The 23,430-nt window shown below is 64.9% G+C and carries 17 protein-coding genes; 3 read left to right on the top strand and 14 right to left on the bottom strand.

Annotated elements, in window-relative coordinates; genetic code table 11:
* Positions 1-91 precede the first annotated feature (91 nt).
* The 5 genes from ABDB87_RS05210 to ABDB87_RS05190 form a co-directional block, all read right to left on the bottom strand.
* The gene (locus ABDB87_RS05210) at positions 92-469 is read right to left on the bottom strand and encodes a hypothetical protein (RefSeq protein WP_345924770.1); all 378 of its coding nucleotides are present in this window, start codon (positions 467-469) and stop codon (positions 92-94) included.
* Positions 466-3,624, bottom strand: coding sequence for a DEAD/DEAH box helicase (locus ABDB87_RS05205; protein ID WP_345924768.1), 3,159 nt, complete (start codon positions 3,622-3,624; stop codon positions 466-468). Before ABDB87_RS05205 ends, ABDB87_RS05210 begins: the two co-directional genes overlap by 4 nt.
* A 103-nt stretch (positions 3,625-3,727) precedes the next feature.
* On the bottom strand, positions 3,728-5,344 hold the full coding sequence (locus tag ABDB87_RS05200) for a methyl-accepting chemotaxis protein (RefSeq protein WP_345924766.1): 1,617 nt from the start codon (positions 5,342-5,344) through the stop codon (positions 3,728-3,730).
* Positions 5,345-5,511: 167 nt separating this feature from the next.
* Positions 5,512-7,134 (bottom strand): methyl-accepting chemotaxis protein, encoded by a 1,623-nt coding sequence (locus ABDB87_RS05195; protein WP_345924764.1) that lies wholly within the window; start codon positions 7,132-7,134, stop codon positions 5,512-5,514.
* A 227-nt stretch (positions 7,135-7,361) separates the two neighbouring features.
* Positions 7,362-8,822, bottom strand: coding sequence for a hypothetical protein (locus ABDB87_RS05190; RefSeq protein ID WP_345924762.1), 1,461 nt, complete (start codon positions 8,820-8,822; stop codon positions 7,362-7,364).
* A gap of 213 nt (positions 8,823-9,035) precedes the next feature.
* Between ABDB87_RS05190 and ABDB87_RS05185 the strand changes: the two genes are divergently transcribed.
* Entirely contained in the window at positions 9,036-9,227 is a 192-nt protein-coding gene (locus tag ABDB87_RS05185; protein WP_345924760.1) for a hypothetical protein, read from the top strand.
* A gap of 10 nt (positions 9,228-9,237) precedes the next feature.
* Here the strand turns inward: ABDB87_RS05185 and ABDB87_RS05180 are convergent, their stop codons facing one another.
* The 5 genes from ABDB87_RS05180 to ABDB87_RS05160 form a co-directional block, all read right to left on the bottom strand.
* On the bottom strand, positions 9,238-9,939 hold the full coding sequence (locus tag ABDB87_RS05180) for a pirin family protein (protein ID WP_345924757.1): 702 nt from the start codon (positions 9,937-9,939) through the stop codon (positions 9,238-9,240).
* A 124-nt stretch (positions 9,940-10,063) separates the two neighbouring features.
* Complete coding sequence (locus ABDB87_RS05175) at positions 10,064-10,630, bottom strand: YceI family protein (protein WP_345924755.1); 567 nt, start codon at positions 10,628-10,630, stop codon at positions 10,064-10,066.
* Between the two features lie 48 nt (positions 10,631-10,678).
* Entirely contained in the window at positions 10,679-11,236 is a 558-nt protein-coding gene (locus ABDB87_RS05170) for a YceI family protein (RefSeq protein ID WP_345924753.1), read from the bottom strand.
* Between the two features lie 28 nt (positions 11,237-11,264).
* Positions 11,265-11,816, bottom strand: coding sequence for a cytochrome b (locus ABDB87_RS05165; RefSeq protein WP_345924752.1), 552 nt, complete (start codon positions 11,814-11,816; stop codon positions 11,265-11,267).
* A gap of 248 nt (positions 11,817-12,064) precedes the next feature.
* A complete protein-coding gene (locus ABDB87_RS05160; protein ID WP_345924751.1) occupies positions 12,065-12,367 on the bottom strand; it encodes a hypothetical protein in 303 nt (100 codons plus the stop codon).
* Between the two features lie 277 nt (positions 12,368-12,644).
* On the opposite strand from ABDB87_RS05160, the gene ABDB87_RS05155 reads away from it, so the two are divergent.
* Both ABDB87_RS05155 and ABDB87_RS05150 read left to right on the top strand, forming a co-directional pair.
* Positions 12,645-14,033, top strand: a complete 1,389-nt coding sequence (locus ABDB87_RS05155) for an amino acid permease (RefSeq protein ID WP_345924749.1) — start codon at positions 12,645-12,647, stop codon at positions 14,031-14,033.
* Between the two features lie 127 nt (positions 14,034-14,160).
* Entirely contained in the window at positions 14,161-14,637 is a 477-nt protein-coding gene (locus tag ABDB87_RS05150; protein ID WP_345924746.1) for an FUSC family protein, read from the top strand.
* 1,181 nt (positions 14,638-15,818) lie between these two features.
* Here the strand turns inward: ABDB87_RS05150 and ABDB87_RS05145 are convergent.
* Genes ABDB87_RS05145 through ABDB87_RS05130 form a run of 4 tightly spaced genes read right to left on the bottom strand, consistent with a single transcriptional unit; the run spans position 15,819 to position 23,251 of the window.
* On the bottom strand, positions 15,819-16,229 hold the full coding sequence (locus tag ABDB87_RS05145; protein WP_345924744.1) for a hypothetical protein: 411 nt from the start codon (positions 16,227-16,229) through the stop codon (positions 15,819-15,821).
* Positions 16,230-16,239: 10 nt separating this feature from the next.
* Positions 16,240-18,276, bottom strand: a complete 2,037-nt coding sequence (locus ABDB87_RS05140) for a methyl-accepting chemotaxis protein (RefSeq protein WP_345924742.1) — start codon at positions 18,274-18,276, stop codon at positions 16,240-16,242.
* A complete protein-coding gene (locus ABDB87_RS05135) occupies positions 18,273-20,465 on the bottom strand; it encodes a methyl-accepting chemotaxis protein (RefSeq protein WP_345924739.1) in 2,193 nt (730 codons plus the stop codon). Before ABDB87_RS05135 ends, ABDB87_RS05140 begins: the two co-directional genes overlap by 4 nt.
* Before the next feature lie 5 nt (positions 20,466-20,470).
* Positions 20,471-23,251: a bifunctional diguanylate cyclase/phosphodiesterase gene (locus ABDB87_RS05130; protein WP_345924738.1), complete on the bottom strand. Its 2,781-nt coding sequence runs from the start codon at positions 23,249-23,251 to the stop codon at positions 20,471-20,473.
* Positions 23,252-23,430: the final 179 nt, after the last annotated feature.

Genomic DNA, 23,430 nt, shown 5'->3' with positions numbered 1-23,430 from the left:
CGCCATCCGCCGGCATTGGCGCCTGTGGTGGCGTACTATCTGGGGTCGTGATTGCCCTCGCGATTCCGTATGAAATCCTTCCCCTAGCCTGCTAGGCGTTCGCGATCTGCGAGCGCGTGACATCCCAAGCACCGAGCTGTTCAAGCTGGGCCAGCAGCCTCACTGCTGATCCCCATAGCTTTAGCCGAGCCCGATCCTCCTGAGTGGCGACTCGGAGCTCACTGAACTCATGCCAGACCTGATCCAGTTCGTCTGAAGGTTCGCACTGGCATTGCCGCCAAAGCTCCTGATACAGCGTGGGCACGCCGATCTGCTCGGCGATGAACAGCTCACCTTGTTCGAGTCGCGCAGTCAGTCGAGCAACTTCTTCGGTCGTCAGCCGGCCTTCCAGCAGCAACTCACCCCATGCTTTGAAGTTGCCTGCGTCGCGGTAGATGTATTCAAAAACGGAGTAGGCAGAAGCGCTCATGCGGATCTCAGTACGGAGAATTTTTGGAACAGACGTGCGGGTAAAGGTGTGAGCAGGCGCCATGTAATGTTCATTGGGCGATCGCCGTTTGCTTCTTCAAGCACGACAGGACCACAGGCTATGTAGGGCGATGCTTTGTCAGCACGCACGAACAGTTGGTAGCGCCAGCCGTTTTCCGCACTTTCCAGATAGCGCCGGCCTGTCGGCGTATCGGGGCCAGCGCGGTTCTGAGTCTGCCAGTGAAAGCGATCGGCGCTGATGGCGTAATCGTGATACGCGATGCCATCGTGATAGCCGTTTCGCTTGTCGAGGGTGACAAACAGCAACTCTGTTTTGAGCTCCTTCAGAACAAGTAGCCCTTCTCCGAATCGGGGCCGCTTCTCTGTGGTGAGGTAGCCTGCAGCAGTCAATATCTCGCGAATCCCATAGCTGGCATGCAGGCAGAGCGGCAGCGCATCAATGCCTGAAATTCGCTGGCTGCGGGCTGTGCTTCGTGCGTCTAGCCACTCGGCGAGTTCGTGCAACTCCTGCAGAACATCTGGGTGTCGAGCCAAGCGCGCCAAGAAATCCGTGTAGGAGCCGACACGGCTTGCTTGCCCGTCCACCTGATAGGCGAGCATTTGAAGGCGCAAGGCAATTTCTGGCGTAACAGAGCGAAGACATCCTTGCCCAATTTCGCGCAAGAGCTCGATCTGAACAGGGTCATCCACATGCAGCAGGCTGCCAAGGCGTTGCGTGAGATAGTCTTCCTCGGGGCCAGCTGCGGACTGGAGCAGGCCTGCAAAGCGGCGCAATGCCGTCCAGCCGCTGGGGTTCGATTCACGGTAGATCTCTGCGGCATCGAGCGATTGCTCATGCAAAAATTCGATCAAGCGGACCTTGTTGCGTCCGCGGATGGCGCAGAACGCGAGCAATTCACTGCGGAGCCGGCGCCAGTTGTGTTGCAGAAGAGATCGCAAATTGCTCAGGACCTGATTGCGTGTTCGTTGCTGGAGTTGGATGTGGCAGCCCGGTGGCAGGGCGGCAAAGCCATTTTCAACGGACTCAACCAGTTCGCGCTTGCTGAGGCCGGTAATGCCGGAGAACAAGCGATCGAAGCGGAACTCAGCGCGATGCTGACCGACGAAATCGAGCACAAGGCAGCTGTCTTTACCCTCTGCCAAACGCAAGCCGCGGCCAAGTTGCTGCTGAAAAACGACGGGACTCTGCGTGGGCCTCAACAGTAGCAGCGTGTCGACGGCAGGCAGATCCACGCCTTCGTTGTAGAGGTCTACCGTGACGAGCGCTGCGAGCTCGCCCCGCTCAAGCTTGCCAGGCGCGGCATGGCGTTCCTGTGTGTCTGTTTCCCCGACGATGCAGGCGGCGGGAATGCCGGCCTTGTTGAATTGCTCCGTCATGAAACGCGCATGTTTCACGTCAACGCAAAAAGCGATTGCCCGGCTGCGCCGTGGATTGCCGGTCAAGCGGCGCCATTCATTGATAACCAAGCGAGCACGCGCAAGATTGTGCGCAACGTGAATGCTGATGGCTTCTCGCTCTCCGGCTTGGCCCCAGGGCACTTCTGAAAAATCGGTGTTGTCGTCGCAGCCGTAGTACTCAAACGGAGCGAGTAATTGCATTTCGAGCGCATGCCAGAGGCGTAGTTCGACAGAGGGACTTCCATCCGCACGGCAATCGAAATACCGGTGGATGGATTCGCCATCTGCGCGTTCAGGCGTCGCCGTCAGGCCGAGCAGTATCTTTGGGTGAACTGCCTTGGCAAAGGCATCAAAGCGATCAGCGGCCATGCGGTGGCATTCGTCGATCACAACCGTATGCCAGTAATCGGCTCCAAACTCATCAAGTAGCTTGCGCGAGCTGAGGCTGTCGATGGTTGTGAAAACATGATCATAGCTTTGGGGCTGAGCACCGTCGAAAAGCAGCTCGCCGAAAGAGTGATCACGTAATACCTCGCGATAAACCCGCTGGGCCTGCTGCAAAATTTCGCGACGGTGGGCAACGAATAGCAGCCGTGGCAAGCCGCCGCTGGCCTTGCTGCTTTCGCGGTAGTCAAAGGCGGCCACAACCGTTTTGCCTGTTCCCGTGGCGGCGACGACGAGATTACGCATCCTGCCGTGCTCACGCTCGGCGCAGAGCTGCTGCAGCATTTCAAGCTGATAGGTCTTGGGTTGGATGTCGAAAAAGCTCTGATTGGCTATTACGGGAACGCTGTCTGCGCTACACCCCGGGCCGCGGCGCTCTCGATTGAGGGCTTGCTCAAGCTCTGCGACATGCGATGGATTGCATGGGTCGTACGCTTGAAACTCTGCGTCCGCCCACAGCGTTTCAAAATTCGCGATCGCACGCTGGAAGAGTTCCCCCTGTCCCCGCTCCGTGAATTTCACTGTCCATTCCAGCCCTCCCATCAAGGCTGCCCCAGACAGGTTGGCACTGCCTACGTAAGCAGAGCCAAACCCTGTTTTCCGATGGAAGATCCAGGCCTTTGCATGGAGCCGGGTGCGACGGCCGTCGAGCGAGACCCTGACTTCGCAACCTGTTAGGTGCGCCAATTCGTCCAGCGCAGACACTTCGGTTGCGCCGATGTAGGTCGTGGTGATGACCCGAAGCTTGGTGCGTGGCTTGTTGTTGGCACCTACCGCGGTGATTGACTTGAGCAAGTCGCCGATTTTTCGGACACCCGACTTCGTAATGAAGCTCACCAGAATGTCGATCTGATCGCAGGCAGCCATTTCATGGCGCAGCTCCTGCAGCAGAGATGGGGTGCCTTTGCCCGCGGTAAATAGCCATGGTTTGGCCAAGCCGATTTCCGGCGTTTTCTGTGCTTGGCCCCGTCGACTGATGCCTTGAAGGATGCGTGCAGGATCTGCGATGGATTCAATGAGGTCGTCACTTTGATCTGGAGGGACCTGTTGGCGCAAATGGGCGAGTAGCCCATTGGCTAGCGCAAGTTGCTGCGTGAGACGGGTCACGTCATCACCGGGCAGTTCGGAAAGAAGTCGCGCGATCTGCTTGCACAGTTCTTCCGCAATGCGCTCTGCCGCAAACTCGGTGGGGAGCGATGCTTTTTGAATCTGGGCTGCTTGTGTCGCGAGCGCCTCGTGAAGAGACTCAGTGATCAGTTGATCGTATAAGCCATCATGTAAGTAGCGCGACATAAGCAGGCGAGCCTCCGGTGTGGATGGAGAATTGTCGCACTTCGCCAGAAAACAAAAACGGGCCGCAGATGCGGCCCGTCGTGCTTTGGCGTGACAGTCTGTGTCAGAGCTTGTAGGTCTGCACGATCTCCTGCATCGAGGCGGCGAGCTGGTCGAGTTCGCGGGCGGCGGTGGCGCTGCCGGTGGCGGCGCCGTTGCTGACTTCGGCCATCTGGGCGATGCGCTCGACCTGCTGGGCGATGCTGGTGCTGGCCGCACTTTGTTCGCGGATGGCGTCGGTGATGTCGCTCACCATCGCGACGGCTTGCTGACTGGTGTCGCCGATGCGGTTGATGGCGATGCTGGCGTCATTGGCGCGGGCGACGCCCTCGGTGACGCGGCTGACGGCTACTTCCATGCTGCGCACGGCTTCCTTGGCGCCGTTGCGCACGCCGTCGATGATGCTGGAGATTTCGCGGGTAGAGTTGGCGGTGCGCTCGGCGAGCTTGCGCACTTCGTCGGCGACCACGGCAAAGCCGCGGCCCTGTTCGCCGGCACGGGCGGCTTCGATGGCGGCGTTGAGGGCGAGCAGGTTGGTTTGCTCGGCAACTTCGCGGATCACGGCGACCACTGAAGAAATCTTGTCGCTCTCGGCTTCGACTTCGTGAATGCGGGCGCTGGCGTCATGCACGGTGCCGGCGATGTCGTTGATGTCGCGTACGGTGTCGCCGATGATGCTGCTGCCATTGCGGGCGAGCTGGCCGGATTCCTGCGAGAGCTGGTTGGCTTCGGAGGCGCGGTCGCCGATGTGGCTGATGCTGACGGTCATCTGCTCGACGGCAGCGGCCATACCGGAGGCCGACTCGCTCTGCTGGCCGGAGGCAATGGCGACTTCATGTGCGGTGCTGGCCATGTGGCGCGACTTCTGCGCGACTTGGCTGGCGCTCTCGCCGATCTGGCCGAGGTTTTTCTGCATGGTGTCGATGAGGCTGTTGAGGCTGCGGCCCATGTGGCTCAGTTCGTCACGGCCGGCGGCCGGCACGCGGATGCGGAAATCGCGTTCGCGCTCGATGCGGGTGATGGTGGATTGCAGGCGGTCGAGGGTGACGCGGATGTTGCGGCCGAGCAGGAAGCCTGCGGCCAGGCTCAGCAGGGTGCCGACAATGATGACGCTCCAGGTGATGAGCTTGGCGGTGTGGGCGCGGGCTGCAGCGTCGGCACGGTCGGACTCGACGATGGCCTGCTGGGCCTTGTAGTGCTCATCGAGCAGTTTGGCGACGTCGGCTGAGGCCTTGATGACCTTGCCGATCGCGGCGCGCGAGGCGTCGGTGTCGCCGCTGCGGTTGGCGGCGATGGCGGCGGGCAGGCCGGATTCGAATTCCTTGATCGCTTTCTTGTCGGCCTCGAGCATGCCACGGTCGGTGTCGTCGTTGACCAGTTTTTCGTAGTTGCCGACTTCCTCCCAGAGCACTTCGATGCTGCGGGTCATGGCCTTCTCGATCTTGTCCATCTGCGCCGGGTCGTCGGTCAGCGCGTGGTTGAGGATGTGGACGCGGATGCGCAGGGTCTGGGCGGTGACGCGGTGCAGGGCGTTGACCTTGGGGACGGTCTTGGTCTCTGCGGTTTCAAGCGAGTCGTAGATCGAGTCGATGCTGAGCATGCCGGTGAAGCCGACGATCAGCGTGATCAGGGTCGAGAGGGCGAGGATGAGCTTGAGGCGGAGCGCAATCGTGAGATTCATGGCAGGGGTCCGGCATTTTGGGGATTGGTATAGGGGTAAACGACTACGTGCGCCGGAACTTGAGGACGGAATGCACGGCCTGACCCTGCTGCCTGCCCGGGCGCGAGACGAAAAAAAAGGGCCGCGGTGGCGGCCCTCGGAGGGAGTGAGAAGAAGCGTTTCCGGACTCAGAGTTTGTAGGTCTGCACGATCCGCTGCATGGTGGCGGCGAGTTCGTCCAGCTCGCGCGCGGCGGCGGCGCTGCCGTTGGCTGCACCCGTGCTGACTTCGGCCATCTGGGCGATGCGCTCGACCTGCTGGGCGATGCTGGTGCTGGCGGCACTCTGCTCGCGGATGGCGTCGGTGATGTCGCTCACCATCGCGACAGCCTGCTGGCTGGTGTCACTGATCTGGCTGATGGCCTGGCTCGCACCTTCGGCACGGCCCACGCCTTCGCTCACGCGATTGACGGCCACGTCCATGCTGCGCACGGCTTCCTTGGCGCCGTTGCGGACGCCTTCGATGATGGTGGAGATCTCGCGGGTGGAGTTGGCGGTGCGTTCGGCGAGCTTGCGCACTTCATCGGCCACCACGGCAAAACCGCGGCCCTGTTCGCCGGCGCGGGCGGCTTCAATGGCGGCGTTGAGGGCGAGCAGGTTGGTCTGGTCGGCCACTTCGCGGATCACGGCCACCACCGAGGAAATCTTGTCGCTCTCGGCTTCGACTTCATGAATGCGGGTACTGGTCGAGTGGACGGTGGCGGCGATCTCGTTGATGTCACGCACGGTCTCGCCGATGATCAGGCCGCCGTCGCGGGCAAGCTGGCCGGAGTTCTGCGAGAGCTGGTTGGCTTCGGAGGCGCGGTCGCCGATATGGGTGATGCTGACGGTCATCTCTTCGATCGCAGCAGCCATGCCGGAGGCGGATTCGCTCTGCTGGCCGGAGGCGGTGGCGACTTCATGGGCTGTTTCGGCCATGTGGCGGGACTTCAGCGCGACCTGGCTGGCGCTGTCGCCGAGCTGGCGCAGGTTGTTCTGCATGGTTTCGATCAGGCGGTTGAGGCTGCGGCCCATGTGGCTCAGCTCGTCAGCACCCTTGGCGGGGACGCGGATGCGGAAGTCCTGCTCGCTCTCGATGCGGGCCACGGCGCTCTGAACGCCGGCAAGGGTCTTGCGGATCTGCACCAGCAGCATGCCGCCGAAGGCCGCGATCAGCGCGATGCCCACGCCGATGACGGTCCAGGAAATGATGCGGCCACGGCTGGCCTGGGCTTCCGCGGCCTCGCGACTGGCGTCGATGCTTTTCGTGAGGTAATCGTAGTGGTCGTTGAGCAGGCGACCCAGATCTGCCGAGGTCTTGATCACGGCACTCACCAGCTTGGCGGTTTCGGGGTCGTCCGGAATGTTCAGGCGGCTCTGCTTCACGGCCGGCGCGATGGTGGCTTCGAAGGTCTTGATCGAGGCCTTGTCCGCTTCAAGCAGCTCGCGATCCTTGGGGTCGGTGGCGAGCTTGTCGTAGTTCTCGACCTCTTCCCAGAGCACCTTCATGCTCTTCTCCGCAGCCTTCTCGATCTTGTCCATTTCTTCCGTCGTCTTGGCGTTCGAATGGTTGATCATGTGGATGCGCACGCGCAGCGACTGGCCGATGATGCGGTGCAGGGAATTGACCTGCGGCACGGTCTGTGTCTGGGCCTGACGCATGGCGTCGGCCACGGTGTTGGTTGCGGACATGCCGACCAGGCCAACGGTCAGGGCAATGATGGCTGACAGCACGATGATCAGCGTGAGTCTGAAGGCGATGGTTGTTTTCATGGTCGTCTGGGAATGATTGGGGAACCGTAGGGAGGTTTACGACGGTGCACCAGACGACTTGAGAGTCTTGATTCCTTTTGTATTTCAGGGCGTATTGCGTGTGCGGGAGGTGTGCCGTCTGTCGTTCGGGCGCGCCCGTACGGCGGCTGTTTCATGCGCGAAACAGATGTTGTTCCGGCCTGCTCCGGCGGCTCAGGCGAGATGGCGCCGGGCACTGCCCGGCAGGCTCAGTTGCAGGCCTGCACCCGGCTGACTGAAACAGTGCCGCTGCTGCCGGCATGGGCAAAGGCCACATCGCCGTTGGCGAGCGTCACGAACTCGTCGAAGTCCGAAATGCTGGCGCTGCTCGCGACCGGGCTGCCGATCGGCGTACCACTGCTGTCAGTGGCCTGCAGCATGAGCTTGCCGCCACTTTTCCAGCCCAGCAGCAGTTGCGAGCCGAGCTTTGCCAGCCAGGGCCGGAAGGGGTAGCTGGCGTCGATACCGGTGGCGCCGCTCACGATCTGGTCCGAACTCATGCTGCCGCTGTTGGAAAAGCGGGCCAGATGCAGGCGCAGCGTGCCAGAGGTGGTTTCGAGGTAGCTCAGCCAGTAGCCGCTGGCGTCACTCACCACACCGCCCAGTGCGCGGGTGGTGGCGTCAGAGCCGCTGAGCCATTCGGTGGTCTTGCCGCTGCTGCCGGTGCTGCCGAGCAGTTGCAGGCGCATCGCGTTGGGGTAGGCGTCGCCATGGCAGAAACTGGCCCAGCCGCTGCTGTTGCCGGCGAGCCGGATCGACCAGCTGTGGCTGCAGCCCCATTGCCAGCCGCCGCTGGTTTGCCGGTTGCCTGAGGCGTCGACCATGCGCAGGGTGTCGCCGGCGTGGATGTCGATCTCGCCGGCGACATTGGGCCGGGCGTAGGAGCCGGCGGAACGGAAGTAGGCTGCGTAGCGGCTGCCGTCCCAGCCGAGGCGGCCGGTGTGGCCGTACCACCAGATGAAGAGCGCGCCTTCGCTGTCGACATTGGCCTTGTCGGTCAGCGTGGTGTTGAAGACCACGCTGCCGCTGCTGCCGAAACGCACCAGCTGCATTTTCTGGCAGGCCGCGTTGGCCGGTGTGCTGCTGCCCTTGCAGTATTTGCTGCTGTAGATGTCCGGGTCGTCCGACACCATCATCAGCGCGCCGCCGCCATCACTGTGGCCCAGCAGGCTGTGCACTTCGTCGCCGCCCAGCGTGAGCAGGCTGCTGAACTGCCTGTCGTCGGCAGCGAGCCGGCCGACGCGGATCTGGCTGGCGCTCTTTTCCTTCCAGGCAATCAGGCTGCCGGCGCCGCCATTGCCGTCTGCCGCGATCACGACGGGGGTGTATTCGTCGCTCGCTGCGGCGAGGGCTGGCAGGCTGGCCTGGGTGATCCGGATCCGCCCCTCCAGCGCGCTGCAGCTGGCGGTGCCGCCCGTGCTGCTGGCGCCGGAACTCGCGCTGCTGCCGGCCGCGGAGCCTGCACTGCTCGACGCTGCCGAGCTGGCATTGCGGCTGCTGGCGGAGCTGGCGCTGGTCGTGCCGACGCTGCTGCTGCCAGCACTGGCGCTGGTGCTGGCCGAATCCGAACTGCCGCTGCCACCACCACCGCAGGCAGCAAAGAGCAGGCTGAGCAGCAAGGCCAGCGTGCAGGTGGTCTCAGGGCGGCGGCGAAGGGCAGTGAGGGGCATGACAGGGTCTCGCAGGGAAGGCTCTGCCGGATTCTGTCGGATCGCCGTGCCCTGAAGCCTGTGATTGCCGTTTGTCGCAGCCGGATGCCGGGATGGCGGGCCGGGCGGCCCGGCAGGCGGGATGAAAGGCCGCGGTTTTGTCTGACGGCGCGGTCTTCCGGGCTGGTCTATGAAGAATCATCTGCCCCGTTTTTGCGGGCGTGGGAGTGCATCATGAACCACACCGACATGTCAGCCGAACGGCCGCCGGTCTTTGGCGATTTTGGCCAGGACGACGCCTTCGCGACCGAAAGTCATCCGGAAGGCCTGCGCTACGCCGAAGCGGCGCATCCGCCCGGCTGCCTCGGTCATCCGCTTACCGATTCCGCCCCGCTGCCGCCGCAGGGCGAGATCTCGATCGGCTGAGCGGGCGGGCTCAGGGCGCCAGATCGAACCAGAGCACTTCGGCCCCTTCGCCCGCTTCGAGGCGGAGCGTGTGCTCGCCTTCCACCCGCAACGCGTCACCCGCCGACAGCGGCTGGCCATTGGCGACGAGCTTGCCGCGCACGGTGAAGAGGTAGCCCTTGCGCGCCGGATCCAGGGGCTGGGTGATGGCTTCCTCGCCATCGAGCAGGCCGGCGTAGAGCGTGGCGTCAGCATGAATCGTGACCGAACCCTCTGCGCCATCGGGCGAGGCGACCTTGCACAGGCGGCCGCGCTTGTCGGTGTCGGCGAAGGCCTTCTGTTCATAGCCGGGGGCGATGCCCTGCTGCGCCGGCAGGATCCAGATCTGCAGGAAGTGCACCGTGCCGGTCTGCGAGTGGTTGAACTCGCTGTGCCGTACGCCGGTGCCGGCGCTCATGCGCTGTACTTCGCCCGGCCGGATCGCGGTGCCGTTGCCCATGCTGTCGCGGTGGGCGAGCTCGCCTTCCAGCACGTAGCTGATGATTTCCATGTCGCGGTGGCCATGGGTGCCGAAACCCTGACCGGGCGCGACCTGATCCTCATTGATCACGAGCAGGTTGCCCCAGCCGTTGTGGGCCGGGTCGTAATAATCGGCGAATGAAAACGAGTGCTGGCTGCGAAGCCAGCCGTGATCGGCGCGGCCGCGATCGGAGGATTTGCGCAGGGAGATCATGACAGGGCTCCTTCAGTGGGGTTCGGGCAGCGTAACGGAATCCGCTCCCGAGGATGGGAAAAGCGGCCGCTCAAGCGACGACGCCCGCGCGCGGCGGGCATCGTGAGGCGGCAGGAAGCGTGCCTTATTCCTTGATGGCTTCGACGGCGATCTTCAGCGTCAGCTCGTCGGACACATAGGGCACGTACTGCGCCAGGCCGAATTCGCTGCGCTTGATCACGGCGGTGGCGTTGGCGCCGATCTGGTCCTTCTTCAGCATGCTGTTGGGCTGCAGCACATAGTGGTCGATCTTCAGGGTGACCGGCTTGCTGACGCCCTTGATGGTGAGCAGGCCTTCAACGCTGACCGGCTTGTCGCCTTCGAACTTCACCGAGCTCGACTTGTAGGTGATCTCGGGGAATTTCTCGACGTTGAAGAAATCCTCGCTCTGCAGGTGGCCGGTGAAGAGGGCCGAGCCGCCATCAATCGATTTGGCGTCGATCACCACGTCCACCGAGCCGGTCTTCGCGGCGCGGTCGATCACGATCTTGCCGCTGGAGCGGTCGAAGCCGTGGGTCTGGGTGGTGAAGCCCATGTGGTTGTAGGAGAAGCTCTGCGAGGTATGGGTGGGGTCGATCGCGAAGCTTTCCGGCGCGGCGAAGCTGGCGGCGGAGAGGCTGGCGAGGGCGGCTGCGATGAGGATCTTCTTCATGGTCGGTATCTCTGTCAGGGTTCAGGGAGCGGGGGAGGGATGAAAGCCTTACTTGCTTGCGGCAAGCAGACGGAAACGGATCTGCACTTCGTTGGCCACGGTGCCGAAATCGGCCCACATGCCTTCGCCGATGGCAAAGTCGGCGCGCTTGATGGTGAAAGCCCCTTCGAACACGCCGTTGGCGCCGTCAGCCTTGAAGCTCACCGGCGCGCTGACCTCGCGGGTCTGGCCCTTGATCGTGAGCTTGCCGGCCACTTCGAAGCGGTTGTTGCCCAGCGGCTTGATGCTGCTCGACACGAATTGCGCGACCGGGAAGCTGGCGCTGTTGAACCACAGCTTCTTGCCGACCTCGCCATTACCCTCGGCCGAGCCAACGTCAATGCTGGCCACCTCGACTTCGAAGGCGGCGCTGCCGCTGGCGGGCTGTGCCGGGTCGAAGGACAGCGTGGCCTTGAAGCGCTTGAAGCTGCCCTCCATCGGCACATTCATCTGCTTGTAGTTGAAGGCGATGCTGCTCTTTTCGGGGATGAGCAGCGTGTAGGGCGCGGCGTGGGCGGCGCTGGTGGCGGCAAACAGCAGGGCGGCAATGGCGGAACGGATTTTCATTGTGGTGTCACTCCGGGGGAGGGGGCGGTCAGGCTTTTTTCAGGAAGGGCAACATGCGGCTGAGCACGTCGTCGCGGTCGATCAGGTGATGCTTGAGGGCGGCCGCGGCATGCATGCCGACCAGCCCCAGCAGGCCGAAATTCAGGGCGCCGTGAAGCTGGCCCAGCTGCTTGCCGAGCTCCGGGTCGCGGCCGAGCAGGTCGGGCAGCGGCAGCACGCCGAACCAGACCGTGGGCACGCCCTTGGCCGAGCTCATCAGCCAGCCCGAGAGCGGAATCGCCAGCATCAGCAGGTAGAGCACGCGATGGGTCCACTCCGCGGCAGCGTGCTGCCAGGCCGGCATGCCGGCCGGGGCGGCGGGCGCAGCGTGGGTCAGGCGCCAGACGAGGCGGAAGAGCGCCAGCAGGAACAGGCTCACGCCGGCCCACTTGTGCCAGGAGTAGTACTGCAGCTTGGCGGGCGAGAAAGGCAGGTCGCTCATGTAGAAACCGAGCGAGAGCGTGCCACCCAGACCCAGAGCGATCAGCCAGTGCAGGCCGATGGCCGTGCGGGTGTAAGCGGTGGGGCGGGGCGAAGTCATGGCGGTCAGCAAAACTGTGAAGAATTGCTGCGCACTCTAGCCAGCGACGATGTGTCGGGTAAGCTGCTTCGGCGGGATTGATTATTGCAATATCTGCAATGAACTCGCGGGAACTTTGGTCGACGTCCCTGAATGCCGCGCCAGCGGCGCCTTGCGCGAGTGAGGAGGGCCGGCAGGGCGCATCCGGCCCCTCGGCCCGCTGCGACGGGCGGTTGCCTGCCTGATGGCAGCGGCAGGCGACTCCGGACTCAGCGTGAGGGCGGCTGGCCGCCCGGACCGCCGGGGCCGCCCTTGGGCATCGCGGCGAGCTGGCCATCGATGCTGCGGCAGGTGCCGGTCATGGTTTCACCATTGCGGCCGCTGAAGCTCACCTCGGTGCCTTCGCTTTTGCCCTTGCAGGCGGCCACCGCTTCGGGCGGCGGGCCGGGCGGGCGACCACCGGGGCCGCCGGGTCGTTCATTGCCGGCCGACGAGCTGCTGCCCTGAGCCAGTGTGCTCAGGCTGAAGCAGGTCAGGGCGATCGTGGTGAAGGTGGCCAGTGCGTGTTTCATCGAGTCTCCATGAGCGCTTGAAAATGAGGCTTCCAGTATCGGCACGGCGCACGCCGCAGCAAGGCGATTTGCCCGGCGCCGGAAATTTTTGCACCGGCTTGCAGGCGTTTGCGGCATCCGGCTGCCACGAAAGGGAGACTTGTTGGGGGCTTTCGTGAGCGCCGTCGGCAGTGCCGCAACAGTGGCGGCGAGGCGCGGGTCGGCGCGCTAAACTCCCCGCCCTTGTGCCGGACGAAGCCGGCATGCACCAGATCATCATCAGGAAGGAACGGACCTCATGCAGGACAGCCAACAGGACAGCGGTCTCCATCGCGGGCTCAAGAATCGCCACATCCAGCTCATCGCGCTGGGCGGCGCCATCGGCACAGGGCTTTTCCTCGGCTCGGCCGGCGTGCTGCAGCTTGCCGGACCGTCAATGATCCTTGGCTATGCCATCGGCGGCCTGATCGCCTTCCTGATCATGCGCCAGCTCGGCGAGATGATCGTGGAAGAGCCGGTGGCCGGTTCCTTCAGCCACTTCGCGCACAAGTACTGGGGGCCCTTTGCGGGCTTCCTCTCGGGCTGGAACTACTGGGCGCTGTATGTGCTGGTCGGCATGGCCGAGCTCACCGCGGTGGGCAAGTACGTGCAGTTCTGGTGGCCGGAGATCCCGACCTGGGCGACGGCGGCGGCCTTCTTCATCGCCATCAATGCGATCAACCTGGCCAATGTGAAGCTCTTCGGCGAAACCGAGTTCTGGTTCGCCATCATCAAGGTGGTGGCCATCATCGGCATGATCCTGCTCGGGCTCTTCCTGCTCTTCTCGGGCCGGGGCGGCGAGCAGGCCGCGGTGAGCAATCTGTGGGCGCATGAGGGCTTCTTCCCCAAGGGCTTCACCGGTCTGGTGATGGCCGTGCCCTTCATCATGTTCTCCTTCGGCGGGCTGGAGCTGGTCGGCATTACCGCGGCCGAAGCCGATGAGCCGAAGAAGGTGATCCCGAAGGCAGTGAATCAGGTGGTGTACCGGATCCTGATCTTCTATGTGGGCGCGCTGGCCGTGCTGCTCTCGCTCTACCCCTGGGATGCACTGCTGGCCTCGCTCAGCAGCGCGGGCGACGCCTACAGCGCCAGCCCCTTCGTGCGGATCTTCTCGCTGCTGGGCAGCGACATCGCGGCGGATGTGCTGAACTTCGTCGTGCTGACCGCCGCGCTGTCGGTCTATAACTCCTGCGTGTATTGCAACAGCCGCATGCTCTTCGGCCTCGCCCAGCAGGGCGACGCTCCCGCCGTGTTCGCGAAGACCGATCGCCGCGGCGTGCCGGTACAGGCCATCGGCCTCTCCGCGCTGGTGACCCTGGCCTGTGTGCTGGTCAATTACCTGCTGCCGAAGGATGCGCTGGAGATCCTGATGTCGCTGGTCGTGTCGGCGCTCATGATCAACTGGGCGATGATCAGCCTGGCGCATCTGAAGTTCCGCCGCGCCATGGGCGAAGCCGGCATCGTGCCGGCCTTCAAGGCGCTCTGGCATCCGGTCGGCAACTGGCTGTGCCTGGCCTTCATGGCGGTGATTCTGGTGGTGCTGGAGCTCACGCCCGGCATCCGCGTGGCCGTGTGGCTGATCCCGGCCTGGCTGCTGCTGATCTGGATCGGCTTCCGCGTTCGCCAGTCACGCGCGGCCGCACGCTGAGTCGCGTTCATTTGTCCGGCCGCAGTTCCCGCGGCCGGACATGCCGCTAGACTGCAGGCGTTTTCCTGACGCCTGTTTTCTTCCCCATGCTTTTTACGCCGGACCCCGAAGGCCGCCTGCAGGTTTCGTGCTGCGCTGCGCGCTGGCCGCCGCTCTCGCCAACCTCGCGGCCGAGTTGCTGGGCCTGAGTCATTCGGTGTGGGCGTCGATGTCGGCGCTGATCGTGTCGCATGAGAAGCTCAGCTCGACCCGCGCCGGGGTTACCGGCCGGATTGCCGGCACGGTGATCGGTGCGCTCGTGGCGCTGGCCGTGCATCGCCTGGGGGCACCACTGGGGATCAACCTCCAGCTCGCGTTGGCCGTGGCTGTCTGCGCGCTGATCGCCAGCGGCCGGCCGACCCTGCGCGTCTGCCTGTGGACCTGCCCGCTGGTGCTGCTGACCGCCTCGCCAGAGGAGTCGCCCGAGTTCACGGCGATGTCGCGCGCGGTGGAAGTGCTGCTCGGCGCGGTCATCGGCGGCGCGATGCACTATGTCGAAGCCGCCCTGCTGCGCCGGCTTGAAGCCGAATCCTGCTCACCCTCCGACACCCACGCCGGAGATTGAGCCAGCCGGAGCAAGCGCCTGCGAAACGGTACGGCGCGGCGCGATTCGCTTTGCTCATGGCGCCCTGCGGGGCGGCTTCATCGCGGGGATCCAGAACGTAGGGCGCAATAAGCGCAGCGCATTGCGCCGAAGCCCGCCGCGCATTTCGGACTTGCCCTGCCAGGCCGATCCGCTTCTGCGTACGGGGTGAGTGGAGATGGGCTTCGCCTGACGGAGTTGAGAGGTGCCGAGGTGACGCCCCGGGCCTGCGGCGCGATTCGCTTCGCTCATGGCGCCCTACAGGGCGGCTTCATCGTGGGGATCCAGAACGTAGGGCGCAATAAGCGCAGCGCATTGCGCCGAAGCCCGCCGCACAGCTCGGACTTGGCTTGCCAGACCGATCCGCTTCTTTCGACAGGTCGACAGGGGGAGTCTGGAAAACGAGCTTCGCCCGATGGATTGGCGCGGTGCCGAGGTGACAGCTCGGGCCTGCGGCGCGATTCGCTTTGCTCATGGCGCCCTACGGGGCGGCTTCATCGCGGGGGGCCGGAACGTAGGGCGCAATAAGCGCAGCGCGTTGCGCCGAAGCCCGCCGCGCATTTCGGACTTGCCCTGCCAGGCCGATCCGCTTCTGCGTACGGGGTGAGTGGAGATGGGCTTCGCCTGACGGAGTTGAGAGGTGCCGAGGTGACGCCCCGGGCCTGCGGCGCGATTCGCTTCGCTCATGGCGCCCTACAGGGCGGCTTCATCGTGGGGATCCAGAACGTAGGGCGCAATAAGCGCAGCGCATTGCGCCGAAGCCCGCCGCACAGCTCGGACTTGGCTTGCCAGACCGATCCGCTTCTTTCGACAGGTCGACAGGGGGAGTCTGGAAAACGAGCTTCGCCCGATGGATTGTCGCGGTGCCGAGGTGACAGGGCCTGCGGCGCGATTCGCTTCGCTCATGGCGCCCTACAGGGCGGCTTCATCGCGGGGATCCAGAACGTAGGGCGCAATAAGCAGCGCGCATTGCGCCGAAGCCCGCCGCACAGCTCGGACTTGGCTTGCCAGGCCGATCCACTTCTTTCGACAGGGGGAGTCTGGAAAACGAGCTTCGCCCGATGGATTGTCGCGGTGGCGAGGTGACGGCCCGGGCCTGCGGCGCGATTCGCTTTGCTCGTGGCGCCCTACAGCGCGGCTTCATCGCGGGTGTGACGCTGCCTTCAGGCCGGTGCCTGGATCGCGAGCTCGGCGAGTTTGCGGTGGGCGGGGTGGGTGGCTTGCGGCAGGAGGGCTTGCAGGTCGGCCGGGTCGAAACGGTGGGGATCGATTTTCTGGCCGTTGGCGAAGCTGAGTTCGATGGCGCCGGCGCGCTGATGGCAGATGCCGATCAGCAGCAGGAATGACATCGGGTTGCCGTTGCGGGGCACCGAGCCGCGAAGCGAGTCTCCGTTGAAAACCATGAAGGGCAGGCCATTGCTGCTGTGGCGCACGGTCCAGATCTGCTCGCGCAGATCGGTTCGCGTTTCGAAGCGGGTTACCGTATTCCAGCGCTGGATGACGGCTTCAGCGCTGCCGATCAGGGTTTTCCAGTCAAGGCTGCTGCGCCAGAGGATTTCGTTCAGACCACTCATCGCGCCTCCTTCAGTGGGCGCCGATGCTGTTGATCTGGCGGATCTGCGCGCTCAGGCGTGCCGCCAGGTCGTACAGCGACTGGCTGGTTTCAAGAGTGAGGCGGGAGCTGGCCGTGTTGGCCTCGGCCATGCGGGTGACATGTTCGATGTTGCGGCCGATCTCCGCGCAGGTGCTGCTCTGCTCGCGCAGGGCCAGCGACATTTCAGGCACCAGCCCGGCGAGCCGTGACGAGGCGCTCTGGATGCTGCGCATGGCGTCACCGGCTTCGCGGGTCAGGCCGACGCCGTCGCCCACGCGGGCCACGCCCTCGTGCATGCTGCTCACCGCCTGCTCGGTGCCAAGCTGGATGGTGTGGATCATGTCGGTGATTTCCAGCGTGGCACGCGAGGTACGCTCGGCGAGCTTGCGGACTTCATCGGCCACCACGGCGAAGCCGCGCCCGGTTTCACCGGCGCGGGCCGCTTCGATCGCGGCGTTGAGCGCGAGCAGGTTGGTCTGCTCGGCGATTTCCTTGATGGTGGTGACGATGACGCTGATCTTGTGCGAGTTCTGCTGCAGCTCGTCGATGACGACCGAGGACTGCTGCACCGCTTCGGAAATGCGCACGATCTCCTGCTCGGTGCGCGTCGAGAGCTGTTCGCCTGCCGCCGAGGCCTGACCGGAGCGGGTGGCGAGCGCTTCGGCTTCCTGTGCGTGCCGAGCGATGCCGTTGATGCCGGAGCTCACCTGCTCCATGGTGCTGGACATGGCGCTGGAGGCTTCGCTCTGCCGGCTTGATTCCTGCGCGACCTGCGCGGCCGATACCTTGAGCCCGCTGGCGGCTTCCTCGACCCGGGTGGCGGTGGCGGCTACCCGCTGGACCACGCTGTCGAGCGACTCAAGCATGCTGTTGAACTGCCCGGTCACGTCGCAGAGTTCGTCCTGCGTATGCGAGGGGATGCGGTGGGTCAGTTCGCCCGAGCCGGCGCGGCGCGTGCCGTCGATGAGCTCGGCCACCGCCTCCTGCAGCGCGAAATACATGCTCACGCCGAAGTAGGCGAGCACGAGCACGATGCCCAGCGCGAAGAGGTTCATCAGCCAGAAGCGGCTGGAGAGCGAGAAGGCGCGCCAGCTGATGATGCTTTTCAGTTCGTCGATGATGCCGTCATTGGCGATGCGGTTGTAGGCCTTCACCGAGATCAGGCTCTGCTTCGCGAACTCTTCGGTGCTCATTTCGCGCGAGCCGGAGAGGATCTTCTCGCGCACCAGGGTGGCGTATTTTTCGCTGGCGCCGGTGAGCGCCTTGAGCGTGTCGGTCATGTCCGAGGCCATGCCCTGGCTCTTGCCGCTGGCGCGGGCGAGCTGCTGGGCCAGGGCTTCCTGGCCGGAGCTGATGCCGTCGAGCATGGTGCCCATGCGCCGCCATTCGCGCGCGAAACCGGGTACGCCCAGCACGAGGATGCCGGTGTTGCGTACTTCGTTGAGCTGCTGCTGGATGTCGGGCAGGGTGTTGAGCACGGCGTCGGCCAGATAGGCCGCACGCGGGTCGGGGTCCCGCACCAGCCCGGAGGCATCGCCCAGCTCGCGCAGGAAGAGGTGCTGCGCTTCGACGAGTTCGCGGTGTGCGGTCGCCAGCGTGCTGCGCTCCTGCAGCGCGGCCGGATCCCGGTAGCGCTGCCAGGCCTTGTCGACGGTCTGCCAGTGCTTCGCGAGGCCGAGTTTCGGGTTGTCGGCCACGCTTTCGGTGACGTTCTTCATGGCCTTGTCGGCCAGTTCGCGGGCGGTATCCGCCCCCGGCTTGAGCTTTTCGTCGCCGGTGGCGGCGAAGGCTGCGCCGACATAGTCCTGCGTGGCCATCAGGGCCTTGCTGGCATCGGTGTAGATCGACAGGCCGTCGCGCTCGAGGCTGGTGCTGACCAGCGCCGTCCGCATCTGCATGGCCAGCATGGCCATGAAGAAGCACATCGTGAGTACGGCGATCGTGCCGATGAGGGCGAATTTCCAGGGAAAGCGCAGGCGCTTGAGCAGGAAGACGGCCGGGGCAAGGAGGATCTCGATGAGCTTCATGCCATGGGCTCCTTCGTGACGGGGCGGGTATGGAAGCGGCTGATTTCCGTTCCGAGTTCGCGCGAGAGTGTGACGAGGTCTGCCGCGGTGGAGGCGGTTTGCGAAACCTGGGCGTGGTTGCTTTCGGCCATGCGGGCGATGGCTTCCACGCTGCGGGCGATTTCGGTGCTGGCGACGGCCTGCTCGCGCAGGGCGGAGGAAATCTCGTTGACCGAGCGCAGCGCCCGGCCGGACTCCTCGCGGATCTGCTCCATCGCGGCGCCGGCCTCGCTGGAGAGCTTCACGCCGTCTTCGACCCGGCGCACGCCGTCCTGCATGGCGGCAACGGCGCGCGTGGTGCCGGCCTGGATCGAGGCCACCATGCTGCCGATTTCGGCCGTGGCCTTGCCGGTGCGTTCGGCCAGCTTGCGGACTTCATCGGCGACTACCGCGAAGCCTCGCCCTTCCTCGCCGGCACGCGCGGCCTCGATCGCGGCATTGAGGGCCAGCAGGTTGGTCTGGTCCGCGACTTCCTTGATGGACTGCACGATCTTGCTGATCTGGCGCGAGTTCTCGCCCAGCTCGGTGATGACGCTTGCGGAGTGGCGCACCGAGGCCGAGATCTGACCCATTTCGGATACGGTACGGCTCACGATCTCGCCGCCCGCCTGCGAGAGGCGACCCGACTCGGCGGCGGCTTCATCTGCCGAGCCGGCATTGCGCGAGATTTCGTCGATGCCGACGGTCATTTCTTCGACCGCGGCGGCCATGCTGCTGGCGGCCTGGCTCTGCTGCTGCGAGCCCTCGGTCACATGTCCGGCGGTTTCGGCCAGCGAGGCCGCCGCGCTGGAGAGCTCGCTGGCGGTGTGCTGCACCTGATCGATGATGCCGGCAAAAGCCGCTGCCATGCCGTTGAACTGGTTGGCCACGTCATGCAGCTCGTCGCGCGCGCTGTAGTCGATGCGGTAGCCGAGCTCGCCGCGGCCGATGTGCCGGGCGCCTTCCGCGAGCTCGCGCACCGAGCCGAGAATCGTCAGGAAAAGACCGAAGGCGCAGTAGAGCAGCGTGCCGACGAGCGTGGCGCCGATTGCGCTGGAGCCCCAGAAACGCTGGTCGAGCCGGTCTGCGCGGGCATCAAGCTGGGCCTTGAGCATGTCTGCCGCAGGCTTGAGGCCGGCGAGCATGAGTTCGGCGGGCTTGTCGGCGGCCTGCAGGAAGGTGGCGCCATCCATGCTGAAACCGCCCTTGAGGATCTCGCTGTCGGCGCTGTCGAGCACGGTGCTCCAGGCGGCGCCGAGTTGGCCGGACAGGGCAGTGAAGGCGGCCTTGCCTTCGGGATTGGCGTCGGCGCTGCGCGCCAGCGTGTCGAGCAGGCTGTTCTGCACGCTGCGGGCTTCGCTCATCAGGCCCGCCATGCGGGTCCATTCCCCGTCCATTTCCTTGCTGCCCAGGATCAGCGCGGAGGTGTGCACCAGCCGGCCGAGGCTGTCGGCGGCTTCGGGGTACTTGCGCAGCAGGAGGTTGGCGATCAGGTTGCTGTTGCGGTTCGGGTCGGCCAGCAGGCCGCTGGCTTCGCCGAGGTCGCCCAGCAGGTCTTCGATCTGGCGGTTGAAGGGAGGCAGCAGGGTCTTGATGCTCTCGGCGGTGAAGCTGTCCTGCGCCGCGCGGATCTTCTGCCAGCTGTTGCGCAGGGCCGTCCAGTGTTCGCCCAGCCCGAAGCTGTCGGCATTGCGTTTGAGCGCACCGTCGAACTGCGCCAGCGCGGTGTCGACTTCCGCTGCACGGGCCTGCAGTGCGGGCTTGAGTGCCGCGTCGGTGGCCGAGCCCCAGGCCAGACCGCTGTAGCGCTGGCTGGCGTGCAGCAGCGTGGCGAGCGGCAGGTAGAGGTCGAGCGCGCGGGACTCTTGCCGGGCGGTGTCGATTTCGGCGCGCATCGAGATGTTCAGGCTCACCACATACAGGCTGGTGGCTGCCATCGTGAGCAGGCCCAGCAGGGTGAACTTCCAGGGGAAGCGGTGTCGATTGAGCAGGCGGATGCCGGGGCCGAAAAAGGCGCGCAGGCCGCCTTCGCGGTAGGTGGCGTGCGCCTGCTGGCGAACGGCATCGAGCTGCTCGAGCAGTCTGGCCGGCTTCAGACCCCCGCGCAGGGTTTTCACGCGCGACAGGTCGGGACGCGGCAGACGGGTGAGGAAGGCAGGCAGTCTGGGCATGGTAATCAGTCCCTCTGAAGGGCGCCGGAAGGTGGGATGTCCGGCGGGGTCTGCATGATCAGGCAGGCGCGTTCGGCCGGTTGCGGTTTGCTCAGGATGTAACCCTGTGCTTCATCGCAGCCGAATTCACGCAGGCGATTGAGCGTGGAGAGGTCTTCCACGCCCTCGGCCACCACCTGCAGGCCGAGGCTGTGAGCGAGGCCGATGGTGGAGCGCACGATGATGGCGTCCTGGTCGTCCTGCAGCATGTCGCGCACGAAACTGCGGTCGATCTTGAGCGAGTGCAGCGGCAGCCGCTTGAGATAGGCCAGCGAGGAGTAACCGGTGCCGAAGTCGTCGATGGACATGCGCATGCCCAGCTCGGCCAGACGTGCGACCACCTGCATCGCGCGGTCCGGATCGGTCATCAGCGCGGTTTCGGTGATTTCCAGTTCGAGCGAGCCGGGGCGCAGGCCGAATTCTTGGACCAGCTCGGCCAGCGCATCCGGCAGGGTGATGTCGAGCAGGTTGCGGGTGGAGAGGTTGATCGAGGTCGAGATCTCCAGGCCGGCATGCTGCCATTCGGCCAGCTGGCGGGCCGCCTGGCGGGCCACCCACAGCGTGAGCGGGCGGATCAGTTCGCTGGTCTCGGCGAACTGCACGAATTCGCCGGGCGGGATGAAGCCCAGGCGCGGATGCTGCCAGCGCACCAGGGCTTCGGTGCTGCACCAGCGGCCTTCCTGCAACTGGAAGCGGGGCTGGAAGTGCAGCACGAGCTGCTCGCTGCGGATGGCGGCGCCGAGCTCGGTAATCATCGCCAGCCGGCGCGGGTTGTGGGCGTCGTGGCTGTTGTCGTAGAGGCTGACCGAGCTGGCATTGCTCTTGGCGGCATACATGGCCACGTCGGCGCAGCGCAGCAGGGCATGGCTGGTGCCGCCGTGCTGGGGATAGACGGCCACCCCGATGCTGCCGCCCAGCTCGATGAAGATGCCTTCCACCTCGATGGGCTGGCGCAGGGCTTCGACCAGGCCGCGGGCGGTCTCGATGGCCTGCTCGGCGCTGTTGACCGTACGCAGCAGGACGGCGAACTCATCGCCGCCCAGCCGTGCGAGCATGGCGTTGCGGCCATCGAGGCTGTTCTGCAGGCGCGCGGCGACGAGTTTGAGCAGCTGGTCGCCGGTGCGGTGGCCGAGGGTGTCGTTCACTTCCTTGAAGCGGTCGAGATCGAGCAGCAGCAGGGCCAGCTGGCGCGAGCTGCCGGCGATCCAGCGCAGCGACTCGGTGGCGTCGCGGTGCAGCTGGGTGCGGTTGGGCAGGCCGGTGAGCGAATCGTGCGTGGCCTGGAATTCCAGCTCCTGCACGTTGTAGGCGTTGGCCAGTGCGAGCGAGACGGTCTGGCTCACGGCGCGCAGGATGTCGAGCTCGCTGTCGGAGAATTCGGAGCCGGCATCGCGGAACAGCAGGCTGATCACGCCGAGTGCCTTGTCCTGGTAGATCAGGGGCATGACGGTCAGCGAGCGCACGCCGTCGGCAATCAGCATTTCGCGGATTTCGGGCGAGATGCGCGGGTCGTCGGCCACGTTGGGGCAGGGCAGGATGCGCCCTTCCTCGATCGCGATGCCGGAGAGGCTGTTGCGCAGGTTCAGCGAGCGGCGGGCGTCAACCTGGTCGGGGGCATAGCCTGTCGTGGCGATGATCTCGAAGCTGGAGAGGTCGTCACTGACGAGATGGAAAACCGATTGCGGCGTGCGCAGCAGCAGTTGCAGCACGCGCAGGGTTTCCTCGGCGATGGCCTGGCGGTCCGTGCTGCGGTGGAGCTTGCTGGCGAGATCGATGACGACCTGAAGCGCGAGGTTGCGCTGCTTGAGCAGTTCGGACGAGGTCTGGCGGATCTGCTCGGCCAGATGCCGCTCGGTGATGTCCCGCAGGATGGCGGTGACCTGGCAGTTGCCGGCCAGCCAGATGGCGGAGAGGCTGACCTCGGCCTCGAAGCGGCTGCCGTCGGCGCGCAGATAGGTCCATTCGTAGGACTGGGGCGCGATATCGATGGCGGCCTGCAGGTACTCGTTGCCGTGCTCGATCGAGCGGGCGCCATCGCTCTGCAGTTCGGGCGAGAGCGCGCCCGGATCCATGCCGATGAGCTGTATGCGGGAGCGGCCGAAGAGCCGCTGGGCCTGCGGGTTGCAGTCGGTGATGACGCCGTCGACCAGGGTCAGTATGGCGTCGCCGGCGGCGTCGAAAATGCTGCGGTAGCTGCGCTCGCGGTCCTTGAGGGTGTGGAAGACCTGCAGTTGCGAGAGCAGGTCGGCCACCGACACCGCGAACTGCTGCTCCTCGCGGCTCCACAGGCGCGGGCTGCCGCTGTGCTCGATGCACAGCACGCCGGCGAGCTTGCCGGCTTCGTGCAGCGCAGCGGAAAGCGAGGCGCGGATGCCGAGGGTGCGCAGCGAAAGTTCGTAGAGTTCACCCAGACGCGGATCGCTGGCGGTGTCAGGCACTTCGACCAGACGGTCTTCATCCAGTGCGGAAAAGAAGCGCGGGCAACTGGCCGAGGCGAGGCGGGCGCCCGACTCGAAGCCCAGGGTGTCAGCACGGAACAGCAGCTGGCAGACGAACTGGCTGCGGTCGTCGTTCAGGCGCCAGACACTGACCCGTGCGACTTCGAGCACTTCGGCCAGGGTGGTGGTGGCGTTGCGCAGCGCACTGTAGAGGTCGCCGTTCCAGAGATGCTCATCTTTTGCCAGGCGGATGAAGGCGGCCTGCAGACGATTGCTCAGCTTGTCGAATTGATCTGCAGCAGGTTGCATGGTTCGGCCATACCCGATGCCCGGGTGTCATGGGTTCAAGAGATCACAGAAACAACTATCGGCAGCCCTGCGGCGAACTGGAGGGCCAATCGTCGCCTGCGGCAAAAACATGCTGGAGAACGCAGGCTGCGTGGGGTTTTCGGCGTGATCCGGCCGTGAAAAAGGAAAACCCGGCGCAA

The organism is Uliginosibacterium paludis (assembly GCF_039631355.1).
GTDB lineage: Bacteria > Pseudomonadota > Gammaproteobacteria > Burkholderiales > Rhodocyclaceae > Uliginosibacterium > Uliginosibacterium paludis.
This window is presented reverse-complemented; position numbering and strand designations above follow the sequence as displayed.

What these genes read in the sequence shown, in the direction of transcription:
- ABDB87_RS05175 (WP_345924755.1), bottom strand. Translation starts at nt 10,630, where the DNA reads ATGAAGAAGATCCTCATCGCAGCCGCCCTCGCCAGCCTCTCCGCCGCC.
- ABDB87_RS05165 (WP_345924752.1), bottom strand. Translation starts at nt 11,816, where the DNA reads ATGACTTCGCCCCGCCCCACCGCTTACACCCGCACGGCCATCGGCCTG.
- ABDB87_RS05145 (WP_345924744.1), bottom strand. Translation starts at nt 16,229, where the DNA reads ATGAGTGGTCTGAACGAAATCCTCTGGCGCAGCAGCCTTGACTGGAAA.
- ABDB87_RS05210 (WP_345924770.1), bottom strand. Translation starts at nt 469, where the DNA reads ATGAGCGCTTCTGCCTACTCCGTTTTTGAATACATCTACCGCGACGCA.
- ABDB87_RS05195 (WP_345924764.1), bottom strand. Translation starts at nt 7,134, where the DNA reads ATGAAAACAACCATCGCCTTCAGACTCACGCTGATCATCGTGCTGTCA.
- ABDB87_RS05190 (WP_345924762.1), bottom strand. Translation starts at nt 8,822, where the DNA reads ATGCCCCTCACTGCCCTTCGCCGCCGCCCTGAGACCACCTGCACGCTG.
- ABDB87_RS05185 (WP_345924760.1), top strand. Translation starts at nt 9,036, where the DNA reads ATGAACCACACCGACATGTCAGCCGAACGGCCGCCGGTCTTTGGCGAT.
- ABDB87_RS05160 (WP_345924751.1), bottom strand. Translation starts at nt 12,367, where the DNA reads ATGAAACACGCACTGGCCACCTTCACCACGATCGCCCTGACCTGCTTC.
- ABDB87_RS05155 (WP_345924749.1), top strand. Translation starts at nt 12,645, where the DNA reads ATGCAGGACAGCCAACAGGACAGCGGTCTCCATCGCGGGCTCAAGAAT.
- ABDB87_RS05135 (WP_345924739.1), bottom strand. Translation starts at nt 20,465, where the DNA reads ATGCCCAGACTGCCTGCCTTCCTCACCCGTCTGCCGCGTCCCGACCTG.
- ABDB87_RS05140 (WP_345924742.1), bottom strand. Translation starts at nt 18,276, where the DNA reads ATGAAGCTCATCGAGATCCTCCTTGCCCCGGCCGTCTTCCTGCTCAAG.
- ABDB87_RS05200 (WP_345924766.1), bottom strand. Translation starts at nt 5,344, where the DNA reads ATGAATCTCACGATTGCGCTCCGCCTCAAGCTCATCCTCGCCCTCTCG.
- ABDB87_RS05180 (WP_345924757.1), bottom strand. Translation starts at nt 9,939, where the DNA reads ATGATCTCCCTGCGCAAATCCTCCGATCGCGGCCGCGCCGATCACGGC.
- ABDB87_RS05205 (WP_345924768.1), bottom strand. Translation starts at nt 3,624, where the DNA reads ATGTCGCGCTACTTACATGATGGCTTATACGATCAACTGATCACTGAG.
- ABDB87_RS05130 (WP_345924738.1), bottom strand. Translation starts at nt 23,251, where the DNA reads ATGCAACCTGCTGCAGATCAATTCGACAAGCTGAGCAATCGTCTGCAG.
- ABDB87_RS05170 (WP_345924753.1), bottom strand. Translation starts at nt 11,236, where the DNA reads ATGAAAATCCGTTCCGCCATTGCCGCCCTGCTGTTTGCCGCCACCAGC.